The 15,571-nt window shown below is 72.3% G+C and carries 14 protein-coding genes; 7 read left to right on the top strand and 7 right to left on the bottom strand.

The genetic code is table 11. The features are described from left to right. Positions 1-40 precede the first annotated feature (40 nt). Complete coding sequence (locus ACWD6P_RS11295) at positions 41-670, bottom strand: flavin reductase family protein (protein WP_451443789.1); 630 nt, start codon at positions 668-670, stop codon at positions 41-43. Positions 671-879: 209 nt separating this feature from the next. Here ACWD6P_RS11295 and ACWD6P_RS11290 point away from each other — a divergent pair, with 209 nt between their 5' ends. Together ACWD6P_RS11290 and ACWD6P_RS11285 are read left to right on the top strand one after the other, a co-directional pair. Continuing rightward, positions 880-1,461 carry an RNA polymerase sigma factor gene (locus tag ACWD6P_RS11290; protein WP_451443788.1) on the top strand — a complete coding sequence of 194 codons (582 nt, stop codon included), beginning with the start codon at positions 880-882 and terminating at the stop codon, positions 1,459-1,461. Positions 1,462-1,469: 8 nt separating this feature from the next. After that, positions 1,470-2,135, top strand: coding sequence for a hypothetical protein (locus ACWD6P_RS11285; RefSeq protein ID WP_451443787.1), 666 nt, complete (start codon positions 1,470-1,472; stop codon positions 2,133-2,135). A gap of 2 nt (positions 2,136-2,137) precedes the next feature. Here the strand turns inward: ACWD6P_RS11285 and ACWD6P_RS11280 are convergent, their stop codons facing one another. Both ACWD6P_RS11280 and ACWD6P_RS11275 read right to left on the bottom strand, forming a co-directional pair. Further along, positions 2,138-3,034: an enoyl-CoA hydratase/isomerase family protein gene (locus tag ACWD6P_RS11280; protein WP_451443786.1), complete on the bottom strand. Its 897-nt coding sequence runs from the start codon at positions 3,032-3,034 to the stop codon at positions 2,138-2,140. Between the two features lie 193 nt (positions 3,035-3,227). Next, positions 3,228-5,486 (bottom strand): acetate--CoA ligase family protein, encoded by a 2,259-nt coding sequence (locus ACWD6P_RS11275; RefSeq protein ID WP_451443785.1) that lies wholly within the window; start codon positions 5,484-5,486, stop codon positions 3,228-3,230. Between the two features lie 810 nt (positions 5,487-6,296). On the opposite strand from ACWD6P_RS11275, the gene ACWD6P_RS11270 reads away from it, so the two are divergent. Further along, a complete protein-coding gene (locus ACWD6P_RS11270) occupies positions 6,297-6,764 on the top strand; it encodes a Zn-ribbon domain-containing OB-fold protein (RefSeq protein ID WP_451443784.1) in 468 nt (155 codons plus the stop codon). Between the two features lie 59 nt (positions 6,765-6,823). Then, complete coding sequence (locus ACWD6P_RS11265; protein ID WP_451443783.1) at positions 6,824-7,312, top strand: N-acetyltransferase family protein; 489 nt, start codon at positions 6,824-6,826, stop codon at positions 7,310-7,312. 114 nt (positions 7,313-7,426) lie between these two features. On the opposite strand, the gene ACWD6P_RS11260 is transcribed toward ACWD6P_RS11265, so the two are convergent. Together ACWD6P_RS11260 and ACWD6P_RS11255 are read right to left on the bottom strand one after the other, a co-directional pair. After that, positions 7,427-8,167, bottom strand: a complete 741-nt coding sequence (locus ACWD6P_RS11260; protein WP_451443782.1) for a pyridoxine/pyridoxamine 5'-phosphate oxidase — start codon at positions 8,165-8,167, stop codon at positions 7,427-7,429. Between the two features lies 1 nt (position 8,168). Continuing rightward, entirely contained in the window at positions 8,169-9,713 is a 1,545-nt protein-coding gene (locus ACWD6P_RS11255) for an FAD-dependent monooxygenase (protein WP_451443781.1), read from the bottom strand. A 314-nt stretch (positions 9,714-10,027) separates the two neighbouring features. Between ACWD6P_RS11255 and ACWD6P_RS11250 the strand changes: the two genes are divergently transcribed. After that, on the top strand, positions 10,028-10,813 hold the full coding sequence (locus tag ACWD6P_RS11250) for a VOC family protein (protein ID WP_451443780.1): 786 nt from the start codon (positions 10,028-10,030) through the stop codon (positions 10,811-10,813). Between the two features lie 56 nt (positions 10,814-10,869). On the opposite strand, the gene ACWD6P_RS11245 is transcribed toward ACWD6P_RS11250, so the two are convergent. Continuing rightward, complete coding sequence (locus ACWD6P_RS11245; protein ID WP_451443779.1) at positions 10,870-12,105, bottom strand: thiolase C-terminal domain-containing protein; 1,236 nt, start codon at positions 12,103-12,105, stop codon at positions 10,870-10,872. A 172-nt stretch (positions 12,106-12,277) separates the two neighbouring features. On the opposite strand from ACWD6P_RS11245, the gene ACWD6P_RS11240 reads away from it, so the two are divergent. Together ACWD6P_RS11240 and ACWD6P_RS11235 are read left to right on the top strand one after the other, a co-directional pair. Then, on the top strand, positions 12,278-13,792 hold the full coding sequence (locus ACWD6P_RS11240) for an acyl-CoA dehydrogenase family protein (RefSeq protein ID WP_451443778.1): 1,515 nt from the start codon (positions 12,278-12,280) through the stop codon (positions 13,790-13,792). After that, positions 13,792-14,262 carry a nitroreductase family deazaflavin-dependent oxidoreductase gene (locus tag ACWD6P_RS11235; RefSeq protein ID WP_451443777.1) on the top strand — a complete coding sequence of 157 codons (471 nt, stop codon included), beginning with the start codon at positions 13,792-13,794 and terminating at the stop codon, positions 14,260-14,262. Before ACWD6P_RS11240 ends, ACWD6P_RS11235 begins: the two co-directional genes overlap by 1 nt. Before the next feature lie 343 nt (positions 14,263-14,605). Here ACWD6P_RS11235 and ACWD6P_RS11230 read toward each other — a convergent pair whose 3' ends face one another. After that, positions 14,606-15,253 carry a TetR family transcriptional regulator gene (locus ACWD6P_RS11230; protein WP_451443776.1) on the bottom strand — a complete coding sequence of 216 codons (648 nt, stop codon included), beginning with the start codon at positions 15,251-15,253 and terminating at the stop codon, positions 14,606-14,608. Between the last annotated feature and the right edge of the window lie 318 nt (positions 15,254-15,571).

Raw genomic sequence — 15,571 nt, 5'->3', positions numbered from 1 at the left:
CTGTCCGATGGGTCAGGGTCGGACAGGCCCTGGCCCGCCCTCACGGGCTGAAGTGCCCGAACGCGCCCCGGTGGAAGAGGAGCGGGCCTGCTTCGGCGGCGTGCGGGTCCGTGCCGAGGGCTTCGACGCGGCCGACGACGATCAGGTGGTCGCCGCCGGTGTGCACGGCGTGGATCGTGCAGTCGATCCAGGCGGGGACGTCCGCGAGCCGGGGTGAACCGGTCGCGGGGGCCGGCCCGTAGGAGACGCCGGCGAACTTGTCGGCGCCGCTGACCGCGAAGCCGCGGCACAGCTCCCCCTGGCCCGCGCCGAGGACGTTGACGCAGAACACCCCGGCGCGGGCGATCCGGGGCCAGGTCGTCGACGTACGCGCCACCATGAACGTCACCAGCGGTGGGTCGAGGGACAGGGAGGCGAAGGACTGGCAGGCGAAGCCGGCCGGGCCGGGCTCTCCGGGGGAGGTGACGACCGTGACGCCGCTGGCGAAGTGTCCCAGGACGGCGCGGAATTCGGCCGGATCCAGCGGGGCGCGCTCGTCCTCGCGTACGGCGCGCAGCGCGGGCCTCGGGTGAGCCGTGGCGGGGGCGGCCGGTGCGGCGGCCGTGGTCGGTGCGCCGACGGAGCGCAGATAGCGCACGGCCGTGGCCGCCATTCCAGCGTGTCCCATCATGGCGTCATTGAATCTGATGGAGCGTCAGTTGTGAAGCGGACGGGGGAAGCGGCGGTGCCACCCGGATGTGTGGTTTGGCTGCGGGGGCGGGGCGGCCGTCGGTGGATTCGCGGGAGATTGGACGGCGGATTACCGAATGCGTGTCGCCCGCACGGGTAGCGTCCACCTCGGCCGCGTCCGTAGCCGAGCACGGGGGAGAGTTCCGGTACATGGCCGATGCGACACCGTCATCAGCTTCGTCCGCCGCGTCACCCACCTTCGACGAGGTCTTCTGCGGGCTGCTGCCGCGGCTCTACCGAAGAGCGGTGATGCTGGCCGGTTCCAGACAGTCGGCGGAGGACGTGGTGCACGAGGCGTACCTCAAGCTCGCCGCCCGTCCGCAGCGCTTCCTCGCCCATCCGGAGCCGTACGCCTACGCCTTCACGGCCGTGCTCAACGTCGCCCGTGACGCCCACCGCAAGGACCGGCGCCAGGTGCTGGTCGACGGGCTGGAGGGGGTGGAGGAGGCCGGCGCGAGCGCCTCGGGGGCCGGGCCCGGCGGGGCGCCCGGCGGCTGGGACGGCGGGGTGGAGCGGCGGAACGCCGAGATCGAAGCGGTGCGCCTGTTAGGGCGGTTGTCGCACCGCCAGGCGGGCATCGTCATCCTCGTCGACCTCGACGGCTACACCATCGACCAGGCCGCCAAGATCATGAAGGTGCATCGCGGCACCGCCGCCCGCCATCGGGCCCGTGCGCTGGACAGGCTGCGCGCCTACCTCGTTGAATCGGAACACGGGCAGGCCGGGAGGTGAGCGGCACGGTGGGTGTGGGGCCACGCTACGAGCACGGCGGCGCGGGAGGTGCGGGAGGCGCGGGAGGCGGCCGGGACTTCGGCGGTGGCCGGGGCGACGGCGCCGGTGACGACGCCGAGGCGCTGCTGCGCGCCCGGTTGCGGCGCGCGGACGCACAGATCGAGACACCGCCGGGCCTGTGGGACCGCATCAAGGAGACCGGCGGCCAATCGTCGCCCGCCGTGGTCGTGCGGCCCCGCAGACGCCCGTACGCGGTCGCGCTGGCGGTTGCGGCCGCGGTGGCCGCGGTGGCGCTGGGGGTGTGGTGGCTGGTGCGCCCCGGGTCCGTCACGCCGCAGCCGGCGGGGCCGGGCCGGATGGTGAAGATCACGGTCTACAACAGCGAGCAGGCCTGCCGTGCGGGCCGTTCCCTGGAGTGCGCGCTGCGGCTGGCCAAGGACCCGCACGCCGAGTACGCGGCGCGCGACAACTCCGCCGGCCGGGTCTGGCACGGCGACGAGCTGGGCGCACGCTGTGTCGTCACCGACGGCGTCATGGTCCGCGACGAGGCCGGCATCACCTCCACCCGCTGGTATCTGGTCACCAGCGGGCAGGGGGTTCAGGGGTGGCTGCCGGGTGTGCGGACGCGCAACACACGTGAGGTGCCGGTGTGCCCGGAGGGCGTGCGGGGGTAGGGCTATCGGCCCCGGTAGGAAGGGCTGCGCCGTTCCACGAAGGCGGTGACGCCTTCCTGGGCGTCCGCCGTCGTCATGTTGATCTCCTGGGCGGTGGCCTCGGCGGCGAAGGCCGTGGCCCGGTCGGCCTCGAAGGACGTGTTGACCAGCTGCTTGGTGAGGGCCAGCGCGCGGGTCGGGCCGGCCGCCAGCCGCTGTGCCCACTCCCGGGCCGTCTTCGTCAGCTCGCCGTCCGGGACGACCCGGTTGACCAGCCCCAGCCGTTCGGCCTCCGTGGCCGCTACGGCGTCTCCGAAGAACATCAGCTCCTTGGCGCGCTGCGGGCCGATCAGGCGGGGCAGGAGGTAGGCGCCGCCGCCGTCCGGGACCAGGCCGCGCCGGACGAACACCTCGATGAAGCGGGCCGATTCGGCCGCCAGTACCAGGTCGCAGGCGAACGCGAGATGGGCGCCGATCCCGGCCGCGGTGCCGTTGACCGCGGCGATCACTGGCTTCTCGCAGTCCAGCACCGCGGCGATGAACCGCTGGGTGCCGCGCCGGATCATCCGGGCGACATCGCCGGCGACCCGTTCGCCCGCCGGCGCCGAGCCGCGCAGATCGGCGCCGGCGCAGAAGCCCTTGCCGGTCGCCGTGATGACGACGGCCCGTACGTCCGGGTCGGCCGAGGCGTCGGCGAGGTGGCCGATGATGCGTTCGCGCTGGTCCCAGGCGAGGGCGTTGAGCACGTCCGGACGGTTGAGGGTGATCCACGAGACGCCGTTGTCAGTGGCGTGCAGTACCAATGAATCGACGGGGTCGGCTGAATCGACGGGGTCGGCGACGGCGGAGGGGCCGACGCGCTCGTCGCCGCCGGCCGGTTCGGTGGGGGGAACGGAACCGGGGGACGGGGAGGATGTCATGGGGGAGTGGCTCCAGAGGGTGCGGTCGGGGTGCTTACGGCGGGCGGGTGCTGCGCTGCTCGGGTGGATGGCGGCGTGGATGACGGCGTGGATGGCTGTGCGGACGGCGGCGCGGGCGGTTGCGCGGGCGGTGGTGCGGGCGGCGGCGCGGGCGGTGGTGCGGACGGCGGCGCGGACGGTGGTGCGGTCGCCATCAGTGGCAGACGGCGAGCGCGTCGAGGGCCACCGCGCCCTGTCCGCGCGGCAGCACCACCAGCGGGTTGATGTCCAACTCGGCCAGTTCACCGCCCATTTCGAGGGCCATCCGCTGCACGCGCAGGACGACCTCGACGAGGGCGTCGGTGTCCGCGGGCGGTGTGCCCCGTACGCCGTCCAGGAGGGCGCCGCCGCGCAGCTCGCCGAGCATCGCGCGGGCCTGGTCCTCCCCGAAGGGCGGTACGCCCACCGCGACGTCCCGCAGGACCTCCACGAGGACCCCGCCGAGGCCGACGGTCACGGTCGGCCCGAAGAGGCTGTCGTGGGTGACGCCGACGACCATCTCGACGCCCCGCTCGATCATCTGGCAGACCAGGACACCGTCCAGCGGGAGGTCCTCGTAACGGGCGATGTCGGTGAGCTCGCGGTAGGCGTCCCTGACCTGGCTGGCCGAGGTCAGACCGACCTTGACCAGGCCGAGTTCGGTCTTGTGCGCCAGCTGCGGCCCGGAGGCCTTCATGACGACGGGGTAGCCGACCAGGCTCGCCGCCCGTACGGCCGCCGCCGCGCTGGTCACCAGCTGTTCGCGCGGGACCCGGATGCCGTAGGCGCGCAGCAGCTGCTTGGCCGCGTGCTCGCTGAGCTGCTGGCCCGGGCGCATCAGGGCCTGTGCCTTGCGCGCGGAGGGGGACAGCACGCGCGGGGCGTCGTCGAAGGGGGAGCGGTAGGCGGCGGCGAAGCGGTGGTGGTCGAGGTAGGCGCGTACGGCGGTGATGCAGTTGGCGAAGGTGCGGAAGGTCGCCACCCGGGAGGAGCCGAGCAGGGTGTGGCGGTAGGCCTCCTCCGTTCCGACCGGCGAGCCCCACACCACGCACACCAGCTTGTCCGTCCGCTCCGCCGCGTCCACCAGGTCCTGGGCGAGTCTGTCGCTCATCGGCGGGAAGGGGCCGGTGATCGGGCAGATCAGTACGCCGATGGACGGGTCGGCCAGTATCGCGTCGATGATCTTTCGGCCGCGCCAGTCGCCGACGGGGTGCCCGCCGTTGTCGATCGGATTGGCGACGCTGAGATAGTCCGGTATCCACTGGTGCAGCTCGGCCTGCTTGGCGTCGTCCAGGGTGGGCAGCCGCAGTCCCGCCGCGGTCGCCAGGTCCGAGAAGTGGGCGCCGGTGCCGCCGGAGATCGAATAGACGGCGATGCCCTCGGCGGTGGGCTTCCTGGCACGGGCCAGCAGCGCCGCGGTGTCCTGCAGCTCGTCGAGCCCGTCCACCCGGATCACGCCGAACTGCCGCATCGCGGCGTCCACGACCCCGTCCGCGCCGGTGAGTTTGCCGGTGTGGGAGGCGGCCATCCGGGCGCCGGTCTCGGTGCGGCCGACCTTGACGGCGACGACCGGGACCTTGTTGCGGGCCGCGCGGTCGGCGGCGAGCAGGAAGCTGCGGCCGTCCTTGAGGCCTTCCACATACGCGGCGATGGCGCCGACCTCGGGCCGGGTGGCGAAGTAGGAGAGGAAGTCGGCGGTCTCCAGATCGGCCTCGTTGCCGGTGGGCGCCCAGTGGGAGAGGCGGATGCCCAGTTCCTGAAGGGTGAAGACCGGCCGGCCCTGGTGGCCTGACTGGGTGATCAGGGCGATGGCCGGGCCGTCGAGGTCTTCGCGGAACTGCTCGAAGGCGTTGAGGTTGGTGTTCGGGCCGAGCAGCCGCAGCCCGGAGCGCTCGACGGCCGCGGTGAGCCGGGCCTGGGCGGCCGCGCCCTGCTCCCCGGTCTCGGCGAAGCCGGAGGCGAAGGCCACCGCGAACTTCACCTTGGCCTCGGCGAGTTGCTCGATGACCGGCAGCGGATCGCCGACCAGCAGTACGGCGAGATCGACGGCCTCCGGCAGATCGGCGACGGTGGCGTGGCAGGTCCGGCCGAAGACCTGCTTCCGTCCCGGATTGACGGGGTGCAGCCGGGCGCCGACCCGCTCGGCCCAGGTGAGGAGCTGGCGGGTGATGCCGGTGTTGGGGCGGCCCTCGGTGTCCGAGGCGCCGATCACGGCCACCGACTCGGGCCGGAAGAACCGGTCCAGGTCGGGCACCGGAGCGTGCAGCGGGCGGCCGCTGACGTCCCGGTCGACGGCGCCGTCCGCGCCCGGTCCGCCGCTGCCGCGATGCGGTGCGCTCATGCCGTGGACGGTGTGTGGTGGTTGCTCCCCACAGGCCACGACGCGGGCCGGCCGGGAGTGAGTGGTGAGGGTGCCGTGAGTCGATCCAAGCATCGCAACGCCCGCTCCTGTGTGACGGCTCTCATTACCTGGCATGCCCGGCCACCCGGCCTACTCGGCTCACGGGACCGGCGAATTCCTGACAACTGACGCCTAGTCAGATTACTGAACTGATGCTGCGTCAGGAATGGGGATGCAGGGGAAAGCAGGGGAAAGCAGGGGAAAGCTTCGGGGCGGGGTGGGCGGCCCGCCGCGCGGGCGCTGGGGAAGGCGGGTTGCGGGAGCCCGCTGGCCGCCATGTCCGGTGATGGATCGCGTCACGCTTCTTGCGCGGGGGTGTGTTCATGGGCTGGACTGGTGAAGCTGACGTAGCGTCAGAAATACTGAAGGGGAGGTAGGGAGGGAGGGAGAGCGTGAGGGTGCGCGGAATGCAGACGTTCCATCGCGGCGGGGGCCGGGCGGCCGGCCGTGCCCCGCACCGGGCGCGGAGCCGGAGTATCCGGTCAGCCACGGCACTTCGGCCTCCGGCAGCCGCCGCTCAGCCTCGGCCTGCGGTGGCTGGAGGGCCGGCGGCACAAGAGCACGAAGGGTCGGCATGAGCGCGGTAGGGGCGACGGGGCGACCGGGCCGAGCAGGCGCGGGACGCGGTGACGGGGCCGGGTGCGGTGATGGCGCCGGAGACGCGGTGATGGGGCCGGACGCGCTGTTGGCGCCGGACTCCCGCGCCGCCCTGGTGGGCGCGAGCCGGCGTACCTACCTGGTCGATCGACGGAGCGGTGGGGTGTGAGTGGTGGGGGTGGTCTTGTGAAGGGTGGGGCCGGGGGGAGTGCCGCGGCTGTGGGCGCGCAGAGTGCCGGGGGAGGCGTGCCGCGCTTTGATGTACCGGAGGTGGATGCCTTCACCCGGCCGTACTGGGAGGCGGCGGCACAGGGGCGGCTGTTGTTGCGGCGTTGCCGGGCCGCGGGGTGCGGTGCGGCCCATCACTACCCGCGCGAGTTCTGCCCGTACTGCTGGAGCGAGGAGGTCGGCTGGGAGCCGGCCAGTGGCCGCGCCACGCTCTATACGTGGTCCGTCGTGCACCGTAACGATCTCCCGCCGTTCGGTGAGCGGGTGCCGTATGTCGCGGCCGTGGTCGATCTCGCCGAGGGGCCGCGGATGATGACCGAGATCGTCGATTGCGAGGAAGGGCGGCTGCGCATCGGGATGCCGCTGCTGGTGCGGTTCCGTGGCGAGGGTGCGTCCGGTGGCGGTGCCGGGGCGGGCGGTGCCGGGGCGGGCGGTGGTGCCGGGGAGGGCGGTGGATTCGCCGTCCCTGTCTTCCGGCCGGCGTGAGGGTCGGGGCGGGGGTAATTCCGGTGGCGGTGCGGAGGGGGCGGCGTCATGCTGTGGCCGTGCTGATTCGTGAGGCGACCGCGGCCGACTGGCCTGCCATCTGGCCCTTCTTCCATGCCATCGTGGCGGCCGGAGAGACCTACACCTACCCGCGTGACCTCGACGAGGCGACGGGCCGGGAGATGTGGCTGCTGGAGCCGCCCGGCCGGACGGTCGTGGCCGTCGACGACTCCGGGACGGTCCTGGGCACGGCCAAGATGAACCCCAACCACATGGGCGGGGCCGCGCACATCGCCAGCGCCAGCTTCATGGTCGATCCGCAGTACGGCGGACGCGGCGTCGGCCGGGCACTGGGCGAGCATGTGCTGGACTGGGCCCGCGCCGAGGGCTATCGGGCGATGCAGTTCAACGCCGTCGTGGAGACCAACACCGGCGCCGTCGCCCTCTGGAAGTCCCTCGGCTTCGAGATCATGACCACCCTTCCCGAGGGCTTCCAGCACCCCACCAAGGGGTATGTGGGGCTGCACATCATGTATCAGCAGCTGTGAGCGTGAGCATCGGCAGCTGTGACAGCGGGAAGGGATATGCAAGGGGGCAGCGCGTCCCTTAGGGGCAGTGCCTAGGGGTCGGGGCCGTCCCACGCTCGAAGCCCGCCCAGCGCTTCACGGCCAGAGCAGCTCCTGGCGCCAAGTCCCGTTCTCGTAACGGTAGTTGAGCCGTACGTGGCGACGTTGAGCGTCGCCCTGGAAGAACTCGACCTCCTCAGGGTGCAGCACATACAGCGTCCAGCTGGGCACCGGTGCGTCCGGCTCCTGCTGCGCGCGCTCCCAGGCGGCGCCGGAGGCGCGCGCCAGCTCCTCGGTCGAGCCCAGTACCTCGCTCTGCCGGCCCACCAGCGCGGCGGCCAGCGCACCCGTGGAGCGGCGGTGCAGATCGGCCGCGCTCTCCTCGGGACCCGCCTCCGTCACCGTCCCCCGGACCCGCACCTGGCGGCCGACCGCGGGCCAGTAGAAGCCGAGCGCCGCCCGCGGCCGTGCCGCCAGCTCGCGGCCCTTGCGGCTGCCGCGGTGCGAGGCGAAGTGCCAGCCGCGCTCATCGGCGTCATGCAGCATCAGGGTCCGTACGGAGGGATCGCCGGCCGCGTCCGCGGTGGCGAGCGTCATGGTGTGCGGCTCCGGCTGGCCCGCCTCGGCGGCCTCCCGCAGCCACTGCCGGAACAGCGGCAGTGGCTCGGCCGGGGCCTTCGCGGGGTCGAACGCCGGCAACTCGTGGTCCCAGACCCGCAGCCCGCGCAGCAGTTCGCGGAATGCGGCGGTCGCGGCGTCCGCCTCGCCGGGGCGGGCCGCCGCGGAGCCGGTGGGGGCGGCGTCCGGGGCGTCCTGGTGCGTGGGGTGATCGCTCATGTCAGGCAGCGTACGTGCGGTGCGCGACCTCCGGCGCGGGGACGGCCGCAGGGCCCGGCGCCCCGCCTGCACCCCCGTCGGGCTCGTGGCCCGCGGCCCCGGCCGCCATCCCGCCCGTCGCCCCGCCCGCCGTCCCGGTCGTAGCCCCACCCGTACTCCCACCCGTGCTCCCACTCGTACTCCCGCCGTGCGCAGGTGCCGCCGGTGCGGCCGGTGCCGGCGCCGGATAGTCCTTCAGCGTGATGGCGTTCGCGGCCCGCTGCACATCCTCGGCGATCTTCTTCGCGACGAAGTTCTTCCACGGCATGTACGGCAGGATCCGCATCATCAGATGCCGGAAGCGGATCTGGCGCCAGCTGTCCGCGGTCATCTCCTTGGCGAACTTCCGCGCCAGCGTGTGATTGACCGCGACATAGCCGCGCATCTCCTCCTCGTAGCGGGCGAAGGCCGCCTCCGGAGCCTCGTCGCCGGCCGCCGCGAGCTCCCCTGCCAGGACGTACGCGCCGACCAGCGCCATCCCCGTACCCTGCCCCGACGCCGGTGAGGGGCAGTTCGCAGCATCGCCGAGCAGCACCACCCGCCCCCGTGACCAGCGGTCCATCTCGACCAGGTGCAGCCCGTCGAAGTAGAGGTCACCGGCCTCGCGGGCCGCTTCGAGGAGCCGTGGCGTCTGCCAGCCGACGCCCTCGAACGCGGCCTCCAGGAGGGCCAGTTGCTGTGCGGTGTCCCGGTGGTCGTAGCTCAGCCGCGGCGAACGGAAGGTCAGCAGGCCCTTGGCCGCAGGATCCCCGGCGGAGCTGTAGGCGCAGATCAGCTTGCCGGGCACGGCGTGGTACAACTCCTCGCGGTCCAGGCCGAGTTCGTTCGGCATCGAGAAGGCCGAGATATATGCGCCGAGGTGCCGTACGAACTGCTCTTCCGGGCCGAAGGCCAGCCGCCGGACGGTCGAGTGCAGACCGTCGGCGCCGACGACGAGGTCGAAGCGGCGGGGGGCGCTCCGCTCGAAGGTGACGTAGACGCCTTCGCGGTGATCGTTCGACCGAGCTGCGGTCACGTCGTTCGGGCCGATCGGGGTGATCGGGCCGTTCGGGCCATCCGGGCCGAGCGGGGTGATCGACGTGATCGAGTCGCCGAAGACGTACTCGACGTCGGTCCGGGTGCGGTCGTAGAGGATGCGGGCCAGTTCGCCGCGCATGATCTCGTCGTCACGGCCGACCCGGGCGCCGAAGACATCGGCGGGGAGGGTGGCGATCCGCTTCCCGCCGTCGTCCACATACGCGCCGGTCTGCATGTCCGTACTGGCGCGCTGGATGTCCTCCAGGATCCCCATCCGTTCCACGACGTCGATGGCCGCGCCGCGGATGTCGACCTTGTAGCCGCCGGTACGCAGCTTGGGCGCGCGCTCGACGACGGTCACCGCGAAGCCGTATCGGTGCAGCCAGTAGGCGAGCGCCGGGCCGGCGATGCTCGCGCCGGAGATCAGCACGGTGCGGGGTGCGGTGCGGGGGTGGGCGGTGGCGCGGGCGGGCGAGGCGGTGCCGGGCATGGCGGGTTCCCTTCGGGTGCGTGGTGCTCCTGGGCGGGCTGCGTCGCGCGCGGCGTGGCGACGCTCGGTCGTGGTGCGCTCGCTGACCGGTCCTCCCGACTATACGAGCGTCTTAAACGTTTGTCTATGACGCTTGTATAGATCCTTGTGTGGCCCCTCGTGTAGCCCTCCCTCGGGTAGCGCCTTGTGTAGAGCCTGGGGTGACTGCCGGAGGCGCCCTAGTAGGACAGCCCCCGTCCTCGACCCTCGTTAGCGTCGGGGCACCCGATCCGGGCCGTGCCGCGGGGCAACGCGACGGACTAGAGGAGCAGCCGATGAGTCAGATCGACGTCAACCAGCCGCTGGGAACGCCCACATGGATCGATCTCGGGGTCCCCGACCTCGACCGTGCGAAGGCGTTCTACCGCGCTCTGTTCGGCTGGGAGTACGCGGAACGCTCGGCGGCGACCGGACCCTTCACGATGTGCCTGCTGCGCGGCCGCCGGGTGGCTGCGCTGCGGCCCGTATCCGCCGCGGACGCCGCGGACGCCGAGGGCGAGTCCTGGTGGCACATGTATCTGGCCACGGACGACTGCGACGCCACGGCCCGGCGCATCACGGACAGCGGCGGGACCCTGCTCACACCGCCGTCGGACGTGGCGGAGCTGGGCCGTACGGCCGTCGTCATCGACCCGGTCGGCGCCCGCTTCAGCCTCTGGCAGGGGCGTACGCTCCCGGGCTGCGAGCTGGTCAACGAGCCGTGCACGCTGGTGCGCAACGATCTGACGTCCCCGGACCCCGAGCCCGCCCGCCGCTTCTACTCCGCCGCGTTCGGTTTCACCCTCGACGGCAACGACGACCTCCCCGGCTTCGACTTCACCTTCCTTCGCCGTCCCGACGGGCATGAGATCGGCGGAGTCGCCGGCGTGCCGGATCTCGCCGCGTCCCGCTGGCAGACCCTCTTCGAGGTCGAGGACACGGACGACCTGGTGGCGCGTGCCCTCGCCGCGGGCGGTACGGCCGAGCCCCCGGAGGAGACCCCGTACGGCAGGATGGCCGCGATCAGGGACCCGTTCGGTACGCCCTTCAGCGTCATCACGCGGCCGTCGCCCACCGGGTGACAGCCCAGCCGCCGCCCGTCCCTCCTCCGTCCCGCTACCGGTAGCCGTTCCGGCCCTCAGCCCCGCCCCAGTACCAGGGTCCCCGACGAGCAGAACCAGCCCCCGGTACCCGAGGCGACCGCCAGCTGTGGCAGCCGGCCGCCGGCCTTGCGGACCTGGCGCTCCGGGCCCGCCTCGCCGCGCAGCTGGCGTACCGCCTCGACCAGCAGGAACAGGCCGCGCATGCCGGGGTGGCAGGCGGCCAGGCCGCCCCCGTCGGTGTTGACCGGGAGCTCGCCGTCCCGCAGCAGCCGCCCCTTCTCGACGAACGCGCCGCCCTCGCCCTTGGCGCAGAAGCCCAGATCCTCCAGCGTCACCAGGGTCATGTACGTGAAGGCGTCATAGAGCTCGGCCAGGTCGATCTCGGCGGGGCGGACTCCGGCGCGCTCGAAGGCGAGCCGGCCGGATGCCGCCGCGGGCGAGACCGTGAAGTCGTCCCACTCGGACATGGTGGTGTGCGAGACCGCGGTACCGGAACCGAGCACCCATACCGGGGGTTTGGCGAGGTCGGGCACGTAGTCCTCGGCGGCCAGCAGGACCGCGCAGCCGCCGTCGGAGCGGATGCAGCAGTGCAGCTTGGTGAACGGGTCGGCGATCATCGGGCCGGAGAGGACCTCGTCGACGGTGACCGGGGCGCGGTACATCGCGTCCGGGTTGGCCGCCGCGTTGGCCCGCGCCTGGACCGCTATCTGGGCCAGCTGCTCCAGCGTGGTGCCGTACTGGTGCATATGGCGACGGGCGGCCATGGCGTACTTGGCGATCAGGGTGTGCCCGTAGGGGACTTCGAACTGGAGCGGGCCGCGGGCGCCGAAGGAGAGGTTCGAGGTGCGGCGGCGGGCCTTGATGTCGGCGCGGGCGGTGGAGCCGTAGACGAGCAGTACGGCGTTGGCGTGGCCGGCGGCGATCGCGTCGGCGGCGTGCGCGGCCATCACCTCCCAGGTGGAGCCGCCGACCGAGGTCGAATCGACCCAGGTGGGACGCAGTCCCAGATACTCGGCGACCTCGATGGGGGCGAGGGTGCCCAGCCCGGCCGAAGCGAAGCCGTCGATCACCGATCGGTCCAGGCCGCTGTCGGCGAGTGCCCGGCGGGCGGCCTGGGCGTGCAGCGCGTACGGGGTGGCCTCGTCCACGCGGCCGCAGTCGGACAGGGCGATCCCGGCGACGACGACCCTGCGATTCCGGGAGGGGGGCCGGGGAATCCTCGGGCTCCCGGGACTGCCCGGGGTGCCTGGCCCTGGCGTCACTGAAGGCATGAATCTGACGGTACATCAGATCGAGGGGTGGGGGCAGGCCCGCGGTGAGGCAAGGCCGCGACCCTAGGAAACTCCACCCCCCACCCCTACTATGACGCCCCGTCAGATCGGCTGCCGGGGCCCGTCGGATCGGACCGGGCGGGCGTTGTCTACGGCCGGGAGGAGCCCGCCGATGGATGCCGCGTTCACCGAGGAGCAGCACGAAATCCGCCGCACTCTGCGCGAACTGCTGCACAAACACTGCGGCCCGGACGAGGTCAAAGCGGCGGTACGCACCCCACCGGGCTACGACGAACAGCTGTGGCGCCAGCTCGCCGGCCAGCTGGGGCTCCCCGGCCTTGCGCTGCCCGCCGCGTACGGAGGGGTGGGCTGCGGGCCCACCGAACTCGCCCTGGCCTGCGAGGAGACCGGTCGTGCCGTCCTGCCCTCACCGCTGGTCGCCACGGCCGCGCTGGCCGCCCCCCTGATCCTCGCGCTGGGCAGCGAGCGGCAGCGCGCCGCGCTGCTGCCGCCCCTCGCGGCCGGGGAGCTGACCGGCACGCTGGCCGTACCGGGCGGACAACTGGCCACCGCACTGGCCCTGACCGGGCCCAACGACGGCGACTGGGCGGGCGGCGGCCGGTCCGGCGGCATCCAGGCGAGGCTGCGGGACGGCGGCTGGCGGCTGTACGGGGAGGCCACGCAGGTGCTGAACGGGCACACCGCGCAGGTGCTCGTCGTGGCCGCGCACACCGGCGGCTTCGCGCACAGCCGCACACTGCTCTTCCTCGTACGTGCGGACGCCGTCGAACAGGCAGGGCAGGCCGAGACGCCGCCCGGCCTCCCCGGCCCGCCCCGTCTCCCCGGCCCGCCCCGTCTCCCCGGCCCGCCCCGTCTCCCCGGCCCGCCCCGTCTCCCCGGTCTGCTGCGGACCCGGCAGACCGCGCTGGACGAGACCCGGCCCCAGGCGCGGCTCGAACTGCGCGACGTCCCGGCCGAGTTGCTGGGAGAGGAAGCGGGCGAGGGAGCGGGCGCCGGGACGGCGGTGGCGCGAGCACTCGCCGCGACGGGTGCGGCGGCGGCCGCGGCACTGGCCGCCGAGGCGGTCGGGGCGGCCGATACGGCACTCTGCCGGACCGTCGCCTACGTCAAGGAACGGACCCAGTTCGGCCGGCCGATCGGCTCCTTCCAGGCCATCCAGCACCGGCTCGCCGACCTGTACGTGGCGCTGCAAGCGGCCCGGTCGGCGGCGTACTACGCGGCGTGGTCGGCCGGACGCGTACGGACCGGTTACCCCGATGCCGACCCGTACGGGACGGCCACGACACACAGCACGAGCGGCACAGGCAGCACAGGCAGCACAGGCACCACGAACGAGCCCGGAGTAGGCGCGCTGGCCCTTGCGCAGGCGCTGGAGGCCCTGCGGGCGGTGGCGGCCGAGGCCGTGCAGCTGCACGGCGGCATCGGCTTCACGTGGGAGCACGAGGCGCATCTGTACTTCAAGCGCGCGGCGTGCGACGAACTGCTGCTGGGGCCCGTGCACCGGCTGCGGGCCCGGGCCGCCGAAGAGGCGGGGCTGTTCCCGGCGCCGACGGGCACGATGGACAGTGGCGGGCCGGCCGATGGCGCGCACCGGGCCGGTGTGCCGGCGACGGTCCGTACCCAAGAGGCGGTCGGGGCTCGTACCCAAGAGGCGGTCGATGTGTGATGCCACCAGGTGAGCGGCTGCTGCAGAAGATCTCCGCGACCCGTACGTTCGCCCGGATCGCGCCGCACTTCATCCCCGCGCTGGACCGCGCCGTGCACCGGCTCACCGGTGGAAAGGTGCTGCTCAGCGCCCGGATGCTGCCCGGGGTGATCCTCACCGCGACGGGCGCCAGGAGCGGGCTGCCGAGGCGTACGCCGCTGGCCTGCATGCCGGAGGAGGACGGCGGTTGGCTGCTGATCGGCAGCAACTTCGGTCGGCCGGGCCATCCGGCCTGGACCGGCAATCTGCTCAAGAATCCGGAGGCGGAGGTCAGTTGGCGGGGTCAGGACATTCCCGTAAGGGCCCGGCTGCTGACCGGTGAGGAGCGGGCGCGGGCCTGGCGGGCGGCGCTGGCGTTCTGGCCGCCGTACGCCGCGTATCAGGCGCGGGTGGAGCGGGAGATCCGGCTGTTCCGGCTGGAGCGCCGCTGAGCGGCCGCACAGGGACGGCGCCGGACAGGGACGGTGCCGCACAGGGACGGTGCCGCACAGGGACGGTGCCGCACACGGACGGTCCCGCACGGACGGTTCCCGCGCACCCGTACGCGGACGGTCCCCGCACGCACACAGCGGGTGCCTCGGCGGCCCCCTAGGGGGCGGGCGGCACCCGCTGTGTGTGCGGTACAGCTATGGCAGGACGGATACAGGACCGACGGCGAACCGGCCCGGATGCACCGGGACTTGGGGGAGCGGCTGTTGCGTGGCCGCTTCCTCGGCTGCTGGCTCGGTTGCTGGCAGATGGTTCCGCTAGGAAGTCCGCTTCATATGGTCCGCTTCACTTCGTGGGCTTCTTTCCCGTGATGCCGAAGTGCACCAGCAGCGCCAGATTGGGCTTGAGCTCGGCCTGCTTGACGCCCCAGCTCTGGAAGCCCTTCTGGTGCCCGGCGACCGCCGCGAGCATCGCGACGATCGAGCCGGCCATGGCTGCCGCGCTGACGTCCTTGTCGACCTTGTTCTTGCTCTGGAGCTCCTGGATGGAGTCCGTGAGCGAGTTGGTGACGGCGTTGAGGATCTTCATGCGGATCTTGTAGAACCGCTTGTCGCCCTCGGCCGCGCCCAGGTCGATGACGCGCAGGATCGCGTCGTGCTTGCGCCAGAAGGAGAGGAAGCCTTCGACCAGGTCCTCTGCCGCCTGCCAGCCGGACTTGCCCACCCAGGAGCGTCCGGCGACAAGATCGGTCAGAGTGGCACCCTCTTTGGCCATCTCCTCGGCGATTTCCAGGACGGCGCCTTCCACGTCCGGGAAGTACTGATAGAAGGTAGCGGGTGAAGTCCCCGCTTTTCGGGCCACATCGATGACCTTGACGTCCCGGTAGGGGGACGAACTGAGCATTTCACTGAGGCAGTCGAGAAGCTTCTGCCGCGTCGCCTGTCCGCGGCGGCCGGCAACTCTGCCGTCGACGGTTCGAACTTGTCCTGTCATGCCGTCAGCTTACCGAGGGGTGATCGGAGCGCGATTTGGCTGCCTGCAAATGGGGACGCGGGAGTTCGGGGTGTGTGATCCCCGTGAGTGCGCTGGTGGCGGGCCTGTGGGCGGCCGTGGAGCGCGCGCGGTGGCTTGGTCCGAACCGGTGAATGGTCTTATCAACAGGCTGTGGACAACTTCGGTGGACAATCGGTCACTGTCCGTGCATGAAATGAGCAATCGGGGACGTGAGTTGGATGCTCGGTTCGGCGATTACCGGTAACTCCTCACCGTGCGGATTCGATCAGTATTCATCGGTATCCATCGATATCGAGT

The sequence above is a fragment of the Streptomyces sp. NPDC002446 genome (genome assembly GCF_053595675.1).
Note: the sequence above shows the minus strand (reverse complement) of the source record. Positions and strands in the feature narration are given on the sequence as shown.

Bases quoted from the DNA above. Each gene is read 5' to 3' on its own strand.
- ACWD6P_RS11295 (WP_451443789.1), bottom strand. From the start codon at position 670: ATGATGGGACACGCTGGAATGGCGGCCACGGCCGTGCGCTATCTGCGC.
- ACWD6P_RS11290 (WP_451443788.1), top strand. From the start codon at position 880: ATGGCCGATGCGACACCGTCATCAGCTTCGTCCGCCGCGTCACCCACC.
- ACWD6P_RS11280 (WP_451443786.1), bottom strand. From the start codon at position 3,034: ATGACATCCTCCCCGTCCCCCGGTTCCGTTCCCCCCACCGAACCGGCC.
- ACWD6P_RS11275 (WP_451443785.1), bottom strand. From the start codon at position 5,486: ATGCTTGGATCGACTCACGGCACCCTCACCACTCACTCCCGGCCGGCC.
- ACWD6P_RS11260 (WP_451443782.1), bottom strand. From the start codon at position 8,167: ATGAGCGATCACCCCACGCACCAGGACGCCCCGGACGCCGCCCCCACC.
- ACWD6P_RS11255 (WP_451443781.1), bottom strand. From the start codon at position 9,713: ATGCCCGGCACCGCCTCGCCCGCCCGCGCCACCGCCCACCCCCGCACC.
- ACWD6P_RS11250 (WP_451443780.1), top strand. From the start codon at position 10,028: ATGAGTCAGATCGACGTCAACCAGCCGCTGGGAACGCCCACATGGATC.
- ACWD6P_RS11245 (WP_451443779.1), bottom strand. From the start codon at position 12,105: ATGCCTTCAGTGACGCCAGGGCCAGGCACCCCGGGCAGTCCCGGGAGC.
- ACWD6P_RS11240 (WP_451443778.1), top strand. From the start codon at position 12,278: ATGGATGCCGCGTTCACCGAGGAGCAGCACGAAATCCGCCGCACTCTG.
- ACWD6P_RS11235 (WP_451443777.1), top strand. From the start codon at position 13,792: ATGCCACCAGGTGAGCGGCTGCTGCAGAAGATCTCCGCGACCCGTACG.
- ACWD6P_RS11230 (WP_451443776.1), bottom strand. From the start codon at position 15,253: ATGACAGGACAAGTTCGAACCGTCGACGGCAGAGTTGCCGGCCGCCGC.